This window comes from Catenulispora sp. GP43, assembly GCF_041260665.1.
Lineage (GTDB): Bacteria > Actinomycetota > Actinomycetes > Streptomycetales > Catenulisporaceae > Catenulispora.
Window position 1 is genome coordinate 205,055 of record NZ_JBGCCT010000020.1, and the last position, 16,005, is coordinate 221,059.

Consider the following 16,005-nt stretch of genomic DNA (forward strand, 5'->3'; position numbering starts at 1 on the left):
CAAACGTTCAGATTGTCCGCTGAATGAGATCCGTCCACATCAGGCATTGGCGCTCCAGGACTGGCGAGGCGACCAGCCGCGCCACGCGCCGCGCGTCCTCAACGTACAGCGCGGCGTCTTCGTACCGGCCCAGCGCGACGCAGGTGTCCGCACCCATGAGGTAAATCCGCGCGGCCAGTGTCGGGTGGTCGACCGAGTCCACCAACGCGTTCGCCCGGGCGATGTGCTCCAGAGCGGACCGTTCGTCGCCCAGGCGTGAGGACACCGTGGCCACCATGCCTTCGGCCGTCGCCTCGAAGCGCAGGTCCTCCGCGGAACGCGCCGCCTCCATGGCCTCCCGTGCCAGCTCCAACGCCGTGCCGAGATCCCCGGCGTCGCGGTGGGCCTGGGCGAGCCGGGTCAGCGTGTCGGCCTCGTTGCGGCGGTCGCCGATCCGCCGGTGCATCGTCAGCGCCTCCGTGAGAAGGGCTCGTGCGGCGGCCAGCCGCTCTTCTCGGGCGTCGTCGGGCTCGGCCGAGTCCATCAGGGCGCCGCGATCGATGTGGGCCGTGCCGAGGTTCGCCAGACTCACCGCCTCGCCGGCCGCCCGACCGCAGGCCCGGTGCAGCTGGAGGGCTTGGTCGAGGGCGCTCACCGCTTCGTCCGCGCGCCCCGCGGTCCACAACGCGCTGCCGAGGTTGTTCAGGGCGACCGCCTGACACTCGGTCCATCCGGCCCGCTCGGCCAGCGCCGTCGTACGGCCGAAACGCCGTACCGCCGAAGCATGGCGTCCCTGCGACAGATCCACCATCGCCGTGGACAGTTCCGCGGCGGCCACGGCCCGGGGATCGTCGCCGCGACGTGCCGCGCCCCGCGCCGCCTGCGCCACCGCGGCCCAGTCGGCCGTCCCCGAGCGCATCATGAAGTACCCGCTCATCAGGTCGGCCATCTCCCACGCGGGCGCGAGGTGTCCCTGGCCGGCCAGGTGCGGGATCAGCGCGACGAGGTTGGCCCGCTCGGCGTCGATCCAGGCCAGCGCGGCGGCCGGATCGGCGAAGGCGGGCACGTCGTCGGCGGGCAGGCGGGTGCGGCCTCCGTGGGCCGGCAGGTGGAGCAGGTGCGGGTAGAGGATGCCCGCGACCGACTCCAGATGTGCCAGATGGTGTTCTGCCAGCCGCGCCGTGGCCTCGGCGCCCTCGGCGTCGCCGTCCGCCAGCTCCGAGGCGAACAGCCGGACGAGATCGTGCATGGCGAAGCGGTCCGCGCCGTGTTCCTGCAGCAGGTGCCGGTCGGCCAGCCGGTTGAGGGCCTGAGCCGCGCGGGGGCGGCTGATGCCCGCGACCGCCGCCGCCGTCCCGACCGCCACGTCGAAGCCGGGGACGGCGCCCAGCAGGCGGAACATCCGGGCCTCCGGCGGCGGCAGGGCGTCGACCGACAGGGCGAACGCGGCCCGCACCGCGCCGTCGGGATCGTCGGCGCTCTCCAGTGCGTCGAGCCGGTTGTCCATCTTCATCGCGGTCGCATAGCCGGCCAGGCTCAGCTGCGGCCGGGCGGCCAGGTTCGCCGCGGCGATGCTCAGGGCCAACGGCAGCCGCGCGCACAGCTGGATCAGCTCCCTGGCGGCCTCGGGTTCCTGCGCGGTCCGCCGTGGGCCGACCATGTCCTCCAGCAGTTCCAGAGCCTCCGGGGACGACAGCGCGTCCAGCGAGACCACCTGTGCCCCGTCGCGGGCGACCAGCCCGGTCATCCGATGCCGCGAGGTGACGAGCACGAGCGAACCGCCGGCGGGCAGCAGCGGACGGACCTGGTCGGCCCGCCCGGCGTTGTCCAGCAGGACCAGGACCCGCTTCCCCGTCAGAAGGCTGCGATACAGGGCGGCGGCCTGGGCCACGTCCTCGGGCACCTGGGCCGGCGGCACGCCGAGCGCGGTCAGGAACCCGGTCAGTGCGGCGTGCGGCCGGACCGGGTCGGTGCCGCTGTGGCCGCGCAGATCGACGTAGAGCTGCCCGTCGGGGAACAAGTCGAGCACGCGGTGCGCCCACCGCAGTGCCAGCACGGTCTTGCCGAGGCCGCCCATCCCGGTCAGGACGATCAGGCCCGCCGCGGGTCCGCCCGACCGGTGCCGGGCCATCGCCGCGTCCAGCAGGTCCAGCTGCTCTTGGCGTCCAACGAACTCGAACGGCTCGGCGGGGAGCTGGGCCGGAGTCGGGACGGCCAGGACCGGCCGTTCCACCCGGCCCGGCAGCCGGTCACGCAGGATCCTGAGCTGCGAGGCCCGCAGTTCGACCCCCGGCGACACCCCTAGCTCGGTGTCCAACAGAACACGGACTTCCTCGAACAGGGCCAGCGCCGCGGCCTGCCGCCCGGTGCCCGCCAGGGCCAGCATCAACCGCGCGGCCACCCCCTCGTGCAGCGGCTCGGCGCCGTGCACGGCCCGCAGCGGCTCGGCGACCTGGGCGTAGCGCCCCACCGAGAACGCCGCGTCCGACCAGTCCAGGACCAGGGAGGTCCGGTGCGCCTGCACCGCGACGACGGCCGGATGCCCGCCGAGGCGCGCGTCACCCTCCAGCACCCGGGACCCGTGCCAGCACGCCCACGCCTCGCTGAACAACTGGCACGCCGAGGCCGCCGCGCCCCGCTCCCACGCGCGCCGGCCCTGCTCGGCCAGCCGGTCGAAGGCGGCCAGATCGAGCTGCTCCGGCTCCACGGTGAGCAGGTATCCGCCGGCGGCGCTGCGCAGCAGCCGGCTGCGCTCGCCCACCCGCGCTCCCGGTTCGAGGACCCGGCGTACGTGGGCGACGTAGGTGTGGACGAGTTCCCGGCAGGTCCGAGGAGGATCCTCGCGCCACAAGGCGTCCACGAGTTCGGGCACGGTGACGACCCGCCCGTGCTGGACCGCGAGCAGGCTCAGCACCGCCTGCTGCAAGGGCGAACCGATTTCGACGACGCCATCACCGCGGAGGATCGCGAACCGGCCGAGCACCCGAAACCGGACCCGGCCGGTCGGACCCGAACCCGACCCCGAGCCTGAACTAGAACTAGAACTAGAACTAGAACCGGAGGTAGAACTAGAACCAGAAGTAGAAGCGGAACCAGGCCCCGGACCCCGGCGGCTCTCGCCGGATCGCAGGCGAACCCCGGCAGGCCCGGCAGGCCCGGCAAGTCGCTCGGCAAGCTCCTCGGCCGCCATGTCCAAGGCCCGCGCCAGCCGGTGGATCGACGCCGCCCGGGGCCTGGCGACCTGCCCGTCCTCGAGGTAACGCAGCGCTCGGACACTCATCCCGGCGCGCCCCGCGAGCTCCTTCTGGCTGATGCCCGCCGCCTCGCGGGCACGGCGCAGCGGACTGTCGCCGTCCCGGACGGTGTGCGCGTTGCTGACCATGGTGGTGACTTCGCCCCCTGGGATCCGTGTCGTGGATCCTCGGGAGGATTGGCGCACCGCCGGAGTGCCTTGTAAGGCGCCGGTAATCGGACGGTAAGAACCGGCGACAGCCGCGGCGGCCGCGCGTGGCATCCCACGCGCGGCCGCCCCCGTTCGTCAGCCCCCCGTTCGTCAGCTCCCGGTCACCCTGCGGCGGTGATGTCGAGGACGTTCTGGCCCACCGGCACCCAAGCGGTCCACAACGCGCCGGCCTTCACCGAGGCCGCGCCGCCGCTGGTCAGGGCGAAGATCAGCGGACCGTTGCCGGGATCGCTGCCGACCGCGATCGTGGCGGCCTGGGCGTGCTCGTCGACCCAGTTCGTCGACAGCCCGCCCTCCTTCGCCAGGACTTCGCCGTCGCCGCGGATCGCGGTGATCAGCGGGCCGTCGAGCGGGTCGCTGGCGACCGCGATCTGCGTCATGCCGCCGGCCTCGTCGACCCAGTTCGTGGACAGGCCGCCCGCCTTGGACCAGACCTCGCCGGTCGAGCTCAGGGCCGTGATCAGCGGGCCGTTCGCGGCGTCGCTGGCCGCTGCCACGCGGGTCATGTCCCCCGCTTCGCCGACCCAGTTGGTCGAAAGGCCGCCCTCCTTGGCCCAGACGTTGCCGTTGGACTGCACGATCACCAGCAGCGGACCGTGCGCCGGGTCGCTGGCGACGGCGACCTGGGCGACGTCACCGGCCTCGTCCACCCACCCGGCGGACAGGCTGCCCTCCTTCGCGTACAGCTCCCCGCCGAAGCCGATGTACGCCAGCAGCGGACCGTTCGTCGGGTCGCTCGCGGCCGCGACCTGCGTCGCCGGGCCTCCCTCGTCGACCCATCCGGCGCCCAGGCCGCCTTCCTTCGCGTACACCTCGGCGTTGCCGCTGGTCGTGACGAGCAGCGGTCCGTTCGTGGAGTCGCTGGCCTCGGCCAGGTGCCCCACACCGGATATCTCGAGGTCCCACGGCACACCGCTCAGCGCGCCCTGCGAGGCGTACATGTTGCCGTCGGTGCTCCTGGCGCCGAGCACCAGGTTCGGGTTCGAGAACACCGTGTCCGGCACGAACCCGGCCGTCCCCACCGGAGTGCCGTTGCCGGTGGGACCGTCGTAGCCGGTCTGCGCGGAGCAGAAGTAGGACGGGCTGCAGCTGCCGTTGCTGCCGCTGGTGACGTCGTTGAGCTCGCCGATGTGCGCGTACGGATACGACGCCGGATTCCCGCCGGCGGTGATGGTGTTCGCCTGGGCGTAGACCGCGGCGATGATCGGCGAGGACTCGCTGGTGCCGCCGACCTGTTCCCAGCCGCCCGCGTTGTAGCTGTCGTAGACGGCGACGCCGGTGTTCGGGTCGGCGTCCGCCGACACGTCGGCCACGGTGCGCCGGGAGCAGCCGGTGTCCGACTGCCACACGGGCTTCGCCTCGTAGGCCGAGCAGCCGGAGCCGGTGCCGGACCAGGCGTTCTCGGTCCAGCCGCGGGCGTTGCCGCTGCTGTACAGGGAGGTGCCGCCGACGGCGGTCACGTCGGGGGAGGCCGCCGGGTACATGACGCCGTAGCCGCTGTCGCCGGCCGAGGCGGTGACCACGACGCCGGGGTGGTTGTAGTAGGCGGTGTCGAGCGCAGTCTCCCCGCTGAACTCGGCCCCGCCGTAGCTGTTGGAGATGTACTTGACGCCCTCGGCGGCCGCCGAGTTCACACCGGCTCCGAGATCGCCGTAGCCCGCGGAGTTCGCCTCGACCAGCATGATGTGGCACTGCTGGCACAGCGCGGACACCATGTCCACGTCCAGCGCCTCCTCGGTGGCCCATCCCGCGTTCGCCCCGGTGGCCGGGGCGGGCAGCGGTCCGGGGGCGCCGAGCTCGTTGACCTTGGTCACGCAGCCGGACAGCGTCGTGGCGTTGCAGGCGGCCAGGCCGAACTGGGCCCGGTAGGCCGCGTCGTCGGCGACGATGGCGGGATCGTCGTAGGCGTCGACGATGGCCACCGTGACCTGCGGACCGTTGGCACCGGCCCCGACGCGGTAGGCGCTTTGCAGGTCGGAGGGGAAGTAGCCGTAGCCCCAGGGCGTGTTGAAGGGCGCGACCGCTCCGCGCGCCAGCGGTTTGAGGTCGGTGCGCCGCTGCGCGAGGCACGCCGCGGCCCCGGGCTTGGGAGTGGCGCAGACGTTCTGCGCAGCGGCTTTGGCCGTGGAGCGCGCGGCCATGGTGGTCGCATCGCTGGGGCCCTTGGGCTTGGTCGGGGTGGTTCTGGTCGCGGTTGTGCTGCCGGAGGCGGCATCGGCCGGCGCCGTGCTGGCGAGCCCGGCGGCGAGCACCACGGCTATCGCGGCCAGTGCGGCCGCGACCGTGTGGCGTTTCCTGGACAAAGTTCCCTCCCTGTGTCGTGCGCGAAGGTTCCGCGCCTGGAACACGACAAAGGTAGGAAGCAGTGCCGGGCAGCAGGCTAGAGCCGCTGGCATGCGCTGGCAGTGCTGTGACCTGGCCTTGAGCTGTCGACCCGCGAACAGGCGGCAGAAAGAGGCAAGACCGGCCGGCTCCGGCGGGCCCTTCGGGTGACCATCGGACGGGAAATGGTGTGAAATCACCCTTCCGGGGCAGATCGCTCAAATGGACACACCTGGCCTCGCCGGTCTGAACCGGGAGATCCACGCCGCCTACCTGGAGGAGCTCACCCCGGCCGAACGGTCGGCGCTGATGTCCTGGACCGGGTTCTCCGCGACCTTCGCCGCCGTGCGGGCGATCACGTACAGCATCCGCAGCGGGAAGGGCCCGTTCCACAACGTCTCCGCCGGCAGCACCCACCTGCACCACTACCTGTGGGGGATCGCCATGGTGAGCGGAGTCGGCGCGGTCGCGGTGCACGGCACGGAGGAGAACCGCCGGCATCCGGGCGTCGCGCTCGGCTACGGCACCGGGCTCGCACTGATCGTCGACGAGTTCGCGCTGCTGCTGGACCTCAAGGACGTGTACTGGGCCAAGCAGGGGCGCGTGTCGGTGGACGTCGGCGTCGGAGGCATCGCGATCGGCGGGACCATTCTGGCCGCGTTGCCGATTCTGAAGCGGCTCGTCGCCAACCGCGCCTCCCGGGCTCGCAACCGCTGAGGGTCGCTACCGCTGAGGCCGGCTACCGCAGCCGTACCACCAGGGTCTCCAGGCCCCGATGCCGTGGATTGGCCTGCCACCGGGCCCGGCCCCGTTCCCCGCGAGCGGTCCGCAGCTTGGGGAAGCGTGCGAACAGCCGGGCGAGGGCGATCTCGGCCTGTACCACCGCCAGCTGCGCCCCGAGGCAGCGATGGATGCCGTGGCCGAACGCGAGGTGCCCGCCGGGTGCGCGCGTGATGTCGAAGCGTTCCGGATCCTCGAACACGGCCGGGTCGTGGTTCGCCGCCATCAGCGCCACGTGCACGAACTCGCCCGCGGGGATCTCGGTGTCGGCCAGGGTGACCGGTTCGGTGGTGTAGCGCAGGGAGGCCAGCGCGGAGGAGCTTTCGTACCGCAGCGTCTCCTGGACCGCGCCGTGGATCAGCGTCGGGTCGGCGCGGAGCTTGTCGAGCTGGTCCGGGTGCGCGAGCAGGGTGTGGACCGCGTTGGCGATGAGGTTGACCGTGGTCTGATGACCGGCGACCACCAGCAGGAAGGCCATCGAGGTGATCTCGTCCACGCTCAGCCGGTCGCCGTCCTCCTCGGCGGCCAGCAGCGCCGACAGCAGGTCATCCCCGGGGCGCTCACGCTTGTGGGCGACCAGCTGCTCGATGCGATCGCGGGTGTCCTCGGCACTGGTCACCGAGACCTCGCCGTCGCCGTGGCCGCCGTCGACGGACTTGCCGCGCACGGCGAACCGCGAGGGGTCGAAGCCGGTGCCGCCGAACAGTTCGAAAGCCACCGCGATCGGCAGCGGGAGGGCGAAGCGGCTGATGAGATCGGCTTCCCGCGCGCCGGACAGGTCGTCGAGCAGAGTGTCGACGAGCTCTGCGATACGTGGCCGAAGCTCCTCGATACGCCGGGTTGTATAAGCCTTCTGAACCAGTCTGCGCAGCCGTGTGTGCTCCGGCGGATCGGCGTTGAGCATGTGCGCGGTCAACGCCTTGCCCGGACCACCCGAGGTCTCGCCGATGTACGCCGCGTAGCGCTCGGTCGCGGATTCCTTGGCCAGGCGCGGGTCGGCCAGGGCCGCTTTCGCGTCGGCGTGGCCGGTGATGACCCAGCCCTGGAGCGGTAGCGGTCCGGGGAAGCGGATCGGCTGGGCTCCGCCGCGCCGGCGCCACTGCGCGTAATGCGTGTGCTGGTCGCGGAAGAAGGCTTCGCCGACGTCTTCGAACTCGAACCTGGGGGCGTCCGTCGGCGACTCAGCGTTCGTCTCCGTCACGCCCGGCGCCCTCGGACCAGCCGCACCTCGTCGACGCCGAGCAGGCCCAGCAGCGGCACCTTCGCGCTCCGCTGCCGGGGGTCCACGACGAGCCCGTCCCGCCGGATCCGGTCCAGCAGCAGCTCGGCCAGCGGCATCACCATGTGCCGGCCCCAGCAGCGTTCCGAGACGTGCCCGAAGGGCAGGAACCCCGGTGCGGTGTCAGGGTCCAGATGATCCCAGCGCTCGGGGCGGAAGGTGTCGGGGTCGTCGAACAGCGCCGGGTCGCGGTGTGAGAGCAGCGGCAGCACGAGCACGTCGTCCCGTTCGCCGATCCGCGCGTCGATCGCCGGGTATTCCGGGCTCGCGCGCCGCAATATGTTCCACGACGGCGGCAACAATCGCAGCGACTCCATGATGACGTTCTTGTTACTGACTTCCGCGTCGAAAGGCGCGCCGAGCCACACCGCGTTCGCGACCAGAGTCGAGACCGTGAAACAAAGCGGTGCGGCGGCCCGTCGGTATATGCCCATCGCGTAACGCCGGTCCTGATATCCCTTGGCGTCGGCGAACAATCCGGCCAGGCCCGTGGCGCCCCGCCGCCCGCGCGGCAGCGCCGCCCCGACGGTGATCACCGACCAGGTGAGCTTCGGGGTGAGCTCCAGGTTGCGGCTCATCAGCATCCGCAGCCGGCGCGGATCCCCGGCCAGGATCATGTCCCGCAGGTAGGTGTGCCCGGTGATCGGCCAGGGGCCGGCCAGGTCGGCCTCCGGCGCCGGCCGGCCGAGCGCGGCCTTCACGTCGGTGCCGGTGACGTGCATGACCGATGCGGCCTCGGGCCGGGCGATCGAGCGCCCGTGCAGCGGCTTGAACGTCGGCCGCTCCACCTCCGTGGCCCGCCGGGCGCCCAGGATCCGGTCGGCGATGCCGGGGTCGGCGACCCCGATGGTGTCGTGGTCGATGCGGAACAGGTCCTCGCCGGTCCGTTCCCGCAGCATCGCGGCCAGCCGCGGCGAGAACACCGTCGTGCGGGCTCCGGCGATCGAGGAGATGGTCACGGCGAGTCGCCCTTTCTGGGGAGGAAAAGCGGCGCCCCGGCCGGGGCCCGCGTGTCGCGGGTCCGGCCGGGAACCTTTTGTCACCGGGCTCGGCTTAGTACCAGAAGTACCAAGCGCTGGCCTTCATGCTCTTCCGTGCGGCGACGGAATTGCGCAGAGCGAACAGGACCTTCATGGGTGTCCTCCCTCCGGTGGTGAAGTGCTGACGGATCGCGTCAACAGGTGTCAGCATCGCACTTTCCAGAGATTCGGCAATGCTTGTCGATCAACGTTGAGGATCAGTTGAGGATCACGCTTTTCTGGGGGAATTCACAGGGCCGGCCGGGTTTTACGGGATGTCCGATGGGGAAATCGGCGCGGACGCCGTCCCCCTCCGGCGCCGCGGATACGGCACTATCGACCCGTGCTCACCACGAAAGGGGCCCGCCAGTGCTGAGCCGGCTGCGCCGTCGCTCGTCCGTCATCGCCATGGCGGCCACCGTGCTGGTCGTCGTCGCGGTCCTGGTCGCCGACGTCGCGATCAAGCACGTCGCCGAGGGGCGCATCGCCAAGGTGGCGGGCTGCCGCCTGCAGGCCGCCGGCCCGGTCGGGGCCTCGCTGCCCGGGACGTTCGCCGGCCTGGGCGCGGTGTTCGGCAGCGTCGGGGACGTGCGCGTCCAGGCCGACGGGGTGTCGCGCGACGGGGTCGCGGCCCACGTCGACACGGTGCTGCACGGTGTGACCACGGGCGGTGCGACCAGCGGCGGCACGGCCGTCGCGACCGCCCCCTACAGCGCCATGAGGCAGCAGCTGGTGCAGATGTCAGGGCTGACCGATCCGGTGCTGTCGGCCGACGGCGCCGGGCTGGTCATCGCCGGCAGCCGTTCCGGGATCCCGGTCACCGTCCACGCGTCGATCAGCACCGGCCCGGACGCCCTCACCATCACCCCGACCACGGTCAGGGTCCTGGGGCGGGACATCCCGGTGGCGTCGCTGACCTCGATACCGCTGATCAAGGACCTGGCGCGGCAGCTGGACCCCAAGGTGTTCGCGCTGCCGGATCTGCCGGACGGCGCGGTCCTCACCGCGGCGCGGCCGGGCCCGTCCGGGCTGAGCCTGGACTTCTCGATCCCGGAGCACGGCGCGAGCAAGGCCGATACCGAGTGCCGGCCGGCGACCGGCTGATCGCATCCTGACCACCTCGGACGCCCGCGATCCGGTACCGTCCTTGCCCGTGACGAGTCTTCGAATCGGTGTCATGTACGACCGCGCCTGGGCCCCCGAGGAGCTGCCGGCGTTCGCGCGCGAGGCCGAGCGGCTCGGCGCCGACGAACTGTGGGTCGTGGAAGACCTCGGATGGGGCGGCGGCATGTCCGCCTCGGCAGTGGCTCTGGCCGCGACCTCGCGGATGCGCGTCGGCCTCGGAATCGCCCCGGCCCCGCTGCGCAACTCGGCGCTGCTGGCCATGGAGGCGGCCTTCCTGGCACGCGTGTACCCCGGCCGGTTCGTCGCTGGCATCGGCCACGGCGTCGGTGACTGGATGGCCTCGGTCGGAGCGGCCCCGTCGTCACCGCTGACCCTGCTTCAGGAGTCGACCGAAGCAGTCCGCGCCCTGCTGCACGGCGAGCGGGTCCAGACGCGGGGGAGCGAGGTCCGCATCGACGACCTCCAGCTCGTGCACCCGCCGACGGAGGTCCCCCCGGTCGTGCTGGGCGTGGTGCGCCCCCGATCACTGGAACTGGCCGGCCGCGTCGCGGACGGCACGGTGATCGCCGAAGGCCAAGGCCCCGCCGACCTGGAGGCGGCACTCGCGCTGATCCGCAAGGGCGGAGCCACGCAGGAGCACGAGCTCATCGTGTTCGCCTTCGCCGCCGTGGCCGCCGACAGCGAGCAGGCCGCAGCGGCGCTGCGCCCCGCGATCGAAGGCCAGGCCGCCTGGCTCGGCCGCACTCCGGAGGAACTATTCACGGTCAGCGGAACCCCCGCGCAGGCCGCCGCCCGGATCGCAGAGCTCGAAGCGGCCGGGGCGACGAGCGTCGTGCTGCGGTTCAGCGGGGAGGATCCGGCCATGCAACTCGGCGCAGTGCTCGCGGCTGTTAAGGGCTGAATACCTACGAGTCGGCCATTTTCCGCAGCTTGGCCCGCGAGACCTGCTCCAGGTCGATGGTGACCGACACGTGATCCGGCAGTTGAGCGAGCAGCTGACAGGTGACCGGCAGCTGAGCCCCGGATAGCACGGTTCGCGACGGCGTCGGCCAGGTGCAGGATGGCTACCACGGCTGCCATCGTACGGATTCTGATTCCGTTGCCCGGCATCGCGTCCGCCGCGTCCGCCGCGTCCGGCTCCCCCGACGGCGCTCGTCGCCACGCGGCCCCGGCGCACCCGAAGTAGGGTGGGAGTCGGCACACGGGCATCGCCCGGGAGAACCAGGAAAGAGGTCCGGAAGACCGTCATGACCGAGGCACCCAGCGAGGCACCCTCCGCACCCCGCACCGTGATCCTCACGGTCGACGACGACCCGGGTGTCTCCCGCGCCGTCGCCCGGGACCTGCGCCGCCGCTACGGCGGCGACTACCGGATCGTTCGCACCGAGTCCGGCGCCGCCGCGCTCGAGGCGCTCCAGGAGCTCAAGCTGCGCGGGGACCTGGTGTCCCTGCTGATCGCCGATCACCGGATGCCGGAGATGAACGGCGTGGAGTTCCTGGGACGGGCCCTGGAGGTCTTCCCGGCCGCGCGCAGCATCCTGCTGACCGCCTACGCCGACACCGACGCCGCCATCGACGCGATCAACATCGTCGACCTCGACCACTACCTGCTCAAGCCCTGGGACCCGCCGGAGACCAAGCTCTACCCGGTGGTCGACAGCCTGCTCGACGCCTGGCTGGCCGAGGACCACCGCGCGGTGCTGGAGACCCGGGTCGTCGGCCACCGCTGGTCGGCGCGCTCGACCCAGGTGCGCGAGTTCCTGGCCCGCAACCAGGTCCCCTACCGCTGGTACGCCTCCGACGAGCCGGAGGGCCAGCGGCTGCTGGCGGCCGCGGGGCAGGACCCGGACGCGACCGGCCCGGCCGCGGCCCGGCTGCCGCTGGTGATCGCCCCCGACGGCGGCATCCTGCTGGAACCCGACGACCAGGAGCTCGCCGACCACGTCGGCCTGCGCACGACGCCGGCCGGCGAGTTCTACGACCTGATCGTCGTCGGCGGCGGACCGGCGGGCCTGAGCGCCTCGGTCTACGGCGCCTCCGAAGGGCTGCGGACCGTCCTGGTGGAGCGCCTGGCCACCGGCGGCCAGGCCGGCCAGAGCTCGCGGATCGAGAACTACCTCGGCTTCCCCGAGGGCGTCTCCGGCGCGCAGCTGACCGGCCGCGCCCGCCGCCAGGCGGCCAAGTTCGGCGCCGAGATCCTCACCGCGCGCGAGGTCGCGGGGCTGGAGACCTGCGGGTCCTCGCGCCTGGTGCGGTTCGCCGACGGGACGTCCATCGGCGCGCACACGGTCATCCTGGCGTTGGGCGTGGAGTACCGGCGGCTGCTGGCCCCGGGCGTCGAGGACCTCACCGGCAAGGGCATCTCCTACGGCTCCTCGCTGTCCGAGGCGGTGAACTGCGAGGGCAAGGACGTCTTCATCGTCGGCGGCGCGAACTCGGCCGGGCAGGCCGCGGTGTACCTGTCGCGGTTCGCAAAGTCGGTGACGCTGGTCGTACGTGCCGAGTCGCTGGAAGCCTCGATGTCGTACTACCTGATCCAGCAGATCGCGCAGATCCCCTCGATCGTCGTGCGGACCCAGACCGAGGTCGTCCAGGCCCACGGCGAGGAGCACCTGGAGCGGCTCACGCTGCGGAACTCGGCCGCCGGCACGACCGAGGACGTGGACGCGCAGTGGATGTTCGTGTTCATCGGCGCCGCCCCGACCACCGACTGGCTCGACGGCGTCGTGGACCGGGACCCGCGCGGGTTCGTGCTCACCGGCCCGGACCTGGTCGCCGGCACCGAGTCGATCAAGGGCTGGACCCTGGATCGCACGCCCTACCTGCTGGAGACGAACGTGCCGGGGGTGTTCGCGATCGGCGACGTCCGGTCGGAGTCCACCAAGCGGGTCGCCTCGGCGGTGGGAGAGGGCGCGATGGCCGTCATGCTCGTGCACCGGTACGTGGAGAAGCTGTGAGCGCGCCATGCAGCGTTGAGGAACTGCGCACCCTGTTCCTGTTCGAGAAGCTCACCGAGGAACAGCTGGACTGGCTGTGCGAGCACGGGACCGTCGAGGCCTTCGAACCCGGCCAGGTGTATGCCGAGGGCGACGCGGCGCAGTGGTTCTTTGTCCTGCTTGAGGGGACGGTCGTGCTGTCGCGGCGGGTCGGGGTCGACAACGTCGAGGTGAACCGGACCTCCCAGCGCGGCGTCTACACCGGCGCCTTCCAGGCCTACCTCGGCGACCGGGTCCCGCAGATCTACCGGAACTCGCTGTCGGTCACCGTGCCGTCCCGGTTCTTCGTGGTGTCGGCCGAACTGTTCTCGACCGTGATGCACGAGTGGTTCCCGATGGCGGTGCACTTGTTGGAGGGCCTGTTCTTCGGCACCCAGATCCAGCAGCAGATCGTCGGCGGCCGGGAGCGGCTGCTCGCGCTCGGCGCCCTGTCCGCCGGGCTCACCCACGAGCTGAACAACCCGGCGGGGGCCGCTCTGCGCGCCGCCTCCTCCCTGCGTGAGGACGTGGCCGGCGCGCGCTCGGACCTGGCCGCGATCGCCGCCCACGGCGACCGCGCCCCGAGCCTGGACACCCTGGTCACGCTGCTGAACTGCGCGACGGAGAAGGCGGCGGGGGCGAACGCCTCGGCCCTGGGCCCGCTGGAGATCTCCGACCGCGAGGACGCGATGGGCGACTGGCTCGACGACCGGGGCGTGGCCAACGGCTGGCAGCTGGCCTCGACGTTCGTGCAGGCCGGCCTGGAGGCCGACGACCTGGACCGGATCACCGGCACCGTCGAGGACGACGTCCTGCCGGCGGTGCTGTCCTGGCTGAGCCGCACCCTGGAGACCGAGGCCCTGACCGCCGAGATCGAGGAGGCGACCGACCGCGTCTCGACGCTGGTCGGCGCCGCGAAGCAGTACTCGCAGCTCGACCGCGCCGCGCAGCAGGACGTGGACGTGCACGACCTGCTGGACAGCACCGTGACCATGCTCGCCGGGAAGATCCCCGACGGCGTGCGCGTGCTGAAGGAGTACGGAACCGGCCTGCCGAAGGTCCCCGCCTACCCGGCCGAGCTGAACCAGGTCTGGACGAACCTCATCGACAACGCCGTCGCCGCGATGGACGAGGCCGGAACGCTGACCATCAGCACCGGCCTGGACCGCGACGCCCTGGTCGTCGAGTTCCGCGACACCGGTCCCGGCGTGCCCGAGGAGATCAAGGAGCGGATCTTCGAACCCTTCTTCACGACCAAGCCCGTCGGCAAGGGGACCGGTTTGGGCCTGGACATCTCTTGGCGGATCGTGGTCGGCAGGCACCACGGGGATCTGAGCGTGGAGTCGGTGCCGGGCGACACGCGGTTCCGGGTGCGGTTGCCGCTGACGTGGAACGGACAGGCCGAGGCGGAGCAGGGCGCGTCCCCAGCCGCTGCAAGCTGAGGACGCACCGTACCCGATACCCGATCCGTATCTACTTCGGGGTCATCACCGTCAGGCCCGGCCCCACCTGAGGGTTCTGCGGCGCGAGCACGTAGGTCCCGGCGGCCGTCTGGACCAGCGTCCCGGAGTCGGGGTCGACGTTGTCCGCGAGCACGTACTGCTGGCTCGGCTTGCCGGTGGCCGGGTCCAGCTTCTCCACGGGGCAGGCGTTGCCCAGGGAGTGCAGGTCGATCACGACCAGCGGCGAGGAGTCCGGCGCGAGGCCGGTCAGCCAGAGGTCGGTCAGCGCCATGCTCTCGAACGTGGCCTGATACGACCACAGCTTCGCACCGGTGGTGACGTTGTACGCCGTCACCCCCTCGCTGCCGTTGGCGCTCTTGGCGTCGGCGTACAGCGTGGTGCCGGCCACCAGGGCGTTGGGATGCGGCGTGGTGAGCGTGGTGCCGGCCTGGTTGTCGTCGGCCGGGATGGTCGCGGTCTGCTTGCCGCCGCCGTCGAAGGCCAGGAACTCGGCGCCGTCCTTCAGGTCGTTGCCGACCAGGGTGCTCTTCGAGGACGCGGCCAGGATCACCACCGGGTTCGTCGAGATCACCGCGCGCATGCGGTAGTCGGGCGCGGTCGGGGTCTGCCACAGGTGCTTGCCGGTGGCGGCGTCGACGGCCACGTAGTTTCCGACGCCGGTCTGGCCGCCGCCCTCGCAGTGCTCCTGGACGATGACCACGCTCCCCATCCCGCCGGTGTTCTGCGGGGAGCAGTTCTTGGCGGTCGCGCTGTAGGTCCAGACCGTGTTGCCGGTGGCGGCGTCCACACCGGCCACCGCGTCGCTGTCGCTGGCGACCACGACGACGGAGCCGTCGACGAACGTGCTGCCGGTGGCGGCGTCGGCCACCTTGTTCTCCGAGTGCAGCACCCACAGCTGCTTGCCGGTGTTCGCATCGACACCGATCACCGAGTCACAGCTGAAGTTCCCGTCCTTGCTGTAGAAGATCGCGCCGACCCCGCCGGGCGCCAGCGTCGGCGACGCCGAGCACGGCACGAGCCCGGCCGCCGGCGGGGCGATCGTGAACAGCTTCCTGCCGCTGGACAGGTCGTAGCCGGCGGCCCCGCTGTCGCCGATGCGGACGACGCTGTGCGCGGTCTGCCAGAGGCCGACCAGGTTGTCATGGGTGTCGGAGGTGCTCCAGGCCTGCTTGAGCGTGGCCGTCGGCATGTTCCCGCCCGAACCGGCCTGGTCGTTCTTGCTCGACGACTTGTGCAGGACGAAGTACCCGGCGCCGGCCGCGATCAGGACCACGACGAGAAGGCCGCTGATGATCCAACCAGCCTTGCTCTTCTTCTTCGGCGGCGTCGGATACGGGTTCTGCGGTATGGGATTTCCGTACTGTGGCGGCGGCGCGTACCCCTGGTTCGGGTAGTTCGCTTGGCCCGGGTAGCCCCCTTGGCCCGGGAAGCCCCCTTGCCCCGGGTAGTTCGCCTGACCCTGATAGTTCGGCGGATATCCGGGCGGTGGAGCGGTGGTTCCCTGCGCAGGCCAATTGGCCGGCCCCTCGTTGCCGGGTCCCGTTGTCATCCTGTCGTCACCTCACGTGCTGGTTGAGTGCTGCCGCCATATGGCGATCAC

General features: G+C 71.6%; 11 protein-coding genes. 5 read left to right on the top strand and 6 right to left on the bottom strand.

From position 1 onward, the window contains the following. Window positions 1-7: 7 nt before the first annotated feature. Together ABH926_RS34320 and ABH926_RS34325 are read right to left on the bottom strand one after the other, a co-directional pair. Window positions 8-3,361 (bottom strand): BTAD domain-containing putative transcriptional regulator, encoded by a 3,354-nt coding sequence (locus ABH926_RS34320; protein ID WP_370370115.1) that lies wholly within the window; start codon window positions 3,359-3,361, stop codon window positions 8-10. 182 nt (window positions 3,362-3,543) lie between these two features. Then, window positions 3,544-5,745 carry a hypothetical protein gene (locus ABH926_RS34325; RefSeq protein ID WP_370370116.1) on the bottom strand — a complete coding sequence of 734 codons (2,202 nt, stop codon included), beginning with the start codon at window positions 5,743-5,745 and terminating at the stop codon, window positions 3,544-3,546. 241 nt (window positions 5,746-5,986) lie between these two features. Between ABH926_RS34325 and ABH926_RS34330 the strand changes: the two genes are divergently transcribed. Further along, entirely contained in the window at window positions 5,987-6,481 is a 495-nt protein-coding gene (locus ABH926_RS34330; RefSeq protein ID WP_370370117.1) for a hypothetical protein, read from the top strand. Between the two features lie 22 nt (window positions 6,482-6,503). On the opposite strand, the gene ABH926_RS34335 is transcribed toward ABH926_RS34330, so the two are convergent. The 3 genes from ABH926_RS34335 to ABH926_RS34345 form a co-directional block, all read right to left on the bottom strand. Further along, window positions 6,504-7,745 (bottom strand): cytochrome P450, encoded by a 1,242-nt coding sequence (locus ABH926_RS34335; protein ID WP_370370118.1) that lies wholly within the window; start codon window positions 7,743-7,745, stop codon window positions 6,504-6,506. Further along, the gene (locus ABH926_RS34340) at window positions 7,742-8,722 is read right to left on the bottom strand and encodes a cytochrome P450 (RefSeq protein ID WP_370370154.1); all 981 of its coding nucleotides are present in this window, start codon (window positions 8,720-8,722) and stop codon (window positions 7,742-7,744) included. The genes ABH926_RS34335 and ABH926_RS34340 overlap by 4 nt, the downstream gene beginning before the upstream one ends. A 154-nt stretch (window positions 8,723-8,876) precedes the next feature. Then, the gene (locus tag ABH926_RS34345) at window positions 8,877-9,014 is read right to left on the bottom strand and encodes a tryptorubin family RiPP precursor (RefSeq protein WP_370370120.1); all 138 of its coding nucleotides are present in this window, start codon (window positions 9,012-9,014) and stop codon (window positions 8,877-8,879) included. A 197-nt stretch (window positions 9,015-9,211) separates the two neighbouring features. Between ABH926_RS34345 and ABH926_RS34350 the strand changes: the two genes are divergently transcribed. From ABH926_RS34350 to ABH926_RS34365, 4 genes are all read left to right on the top strand, one after another. Beyond that, a complete protein-coding gene (locus tag ABH926_RS34350; protein WP_370370121.1) occupies window positions 9,212-9,946 on the top strand; it encodes a hypothetical protein in 735 nt (244 codons plus the stop codon). Between the two features lie 49 nt (window positions 9,947-9,995). Further along, the gene (locus ABH926_RS34355; RefSeq protein WP_370370122.1) at window positions 9,996-10,868 is read left to right on the top strand and encodes an LLM class flavin-dependent oxidoreductase; all 873 of its coding nucleotides are present in this window, start codon (window positions 9,996-9,998) and stop codon (window positions 10,866-10,868) included. A gap of 346 nt (window positions 10,869-11,214) precedes the next feature. Beyond that, a complete protein-coding gene (locus ABH926_RS34360) occupies window positions 11,215-12,924 on the top strand; it encodes an FAD-dependent oxidoreductase (RefSeq protein ID WP_370370123.1) in 1,710 nt (569 codons plus the stop codon). Then, window positions 12,921-14,384, top strand: coding sequence for an ATP-binding protein (locus tag ABH926_RS34365; protein WP_370370124.1), 1,464 nt, complete (start codon window positions 12,921-12,923; stop codon window positions 14,382-14,384). Before ABH926_RS34360 ends, ABH926_RS34365 begins: the two co-directional genes overlap by 4 nt. Before the next feature lie 31 nt (window positions 14,385-14,415). Here the strand turns inward: ABH926_RS34365 and ABH926_RS34370 are convergent, their stop codons facing one another. Beyond that, window positions 14,416-15,954: a PQQ-binding-like beta-propeller repeat protein gene (locus tag ABH926_RS34370; RefSeq protein WP_370370125.1), complete on the bottom strand. Its 1,539-nt coding sequence runs from the start codon at window positions 15,952-15,954 to the stop codon at window positions 14,416-14,418. Window positions 15,955-16,005: the final 51 nt, after the last annotated feature.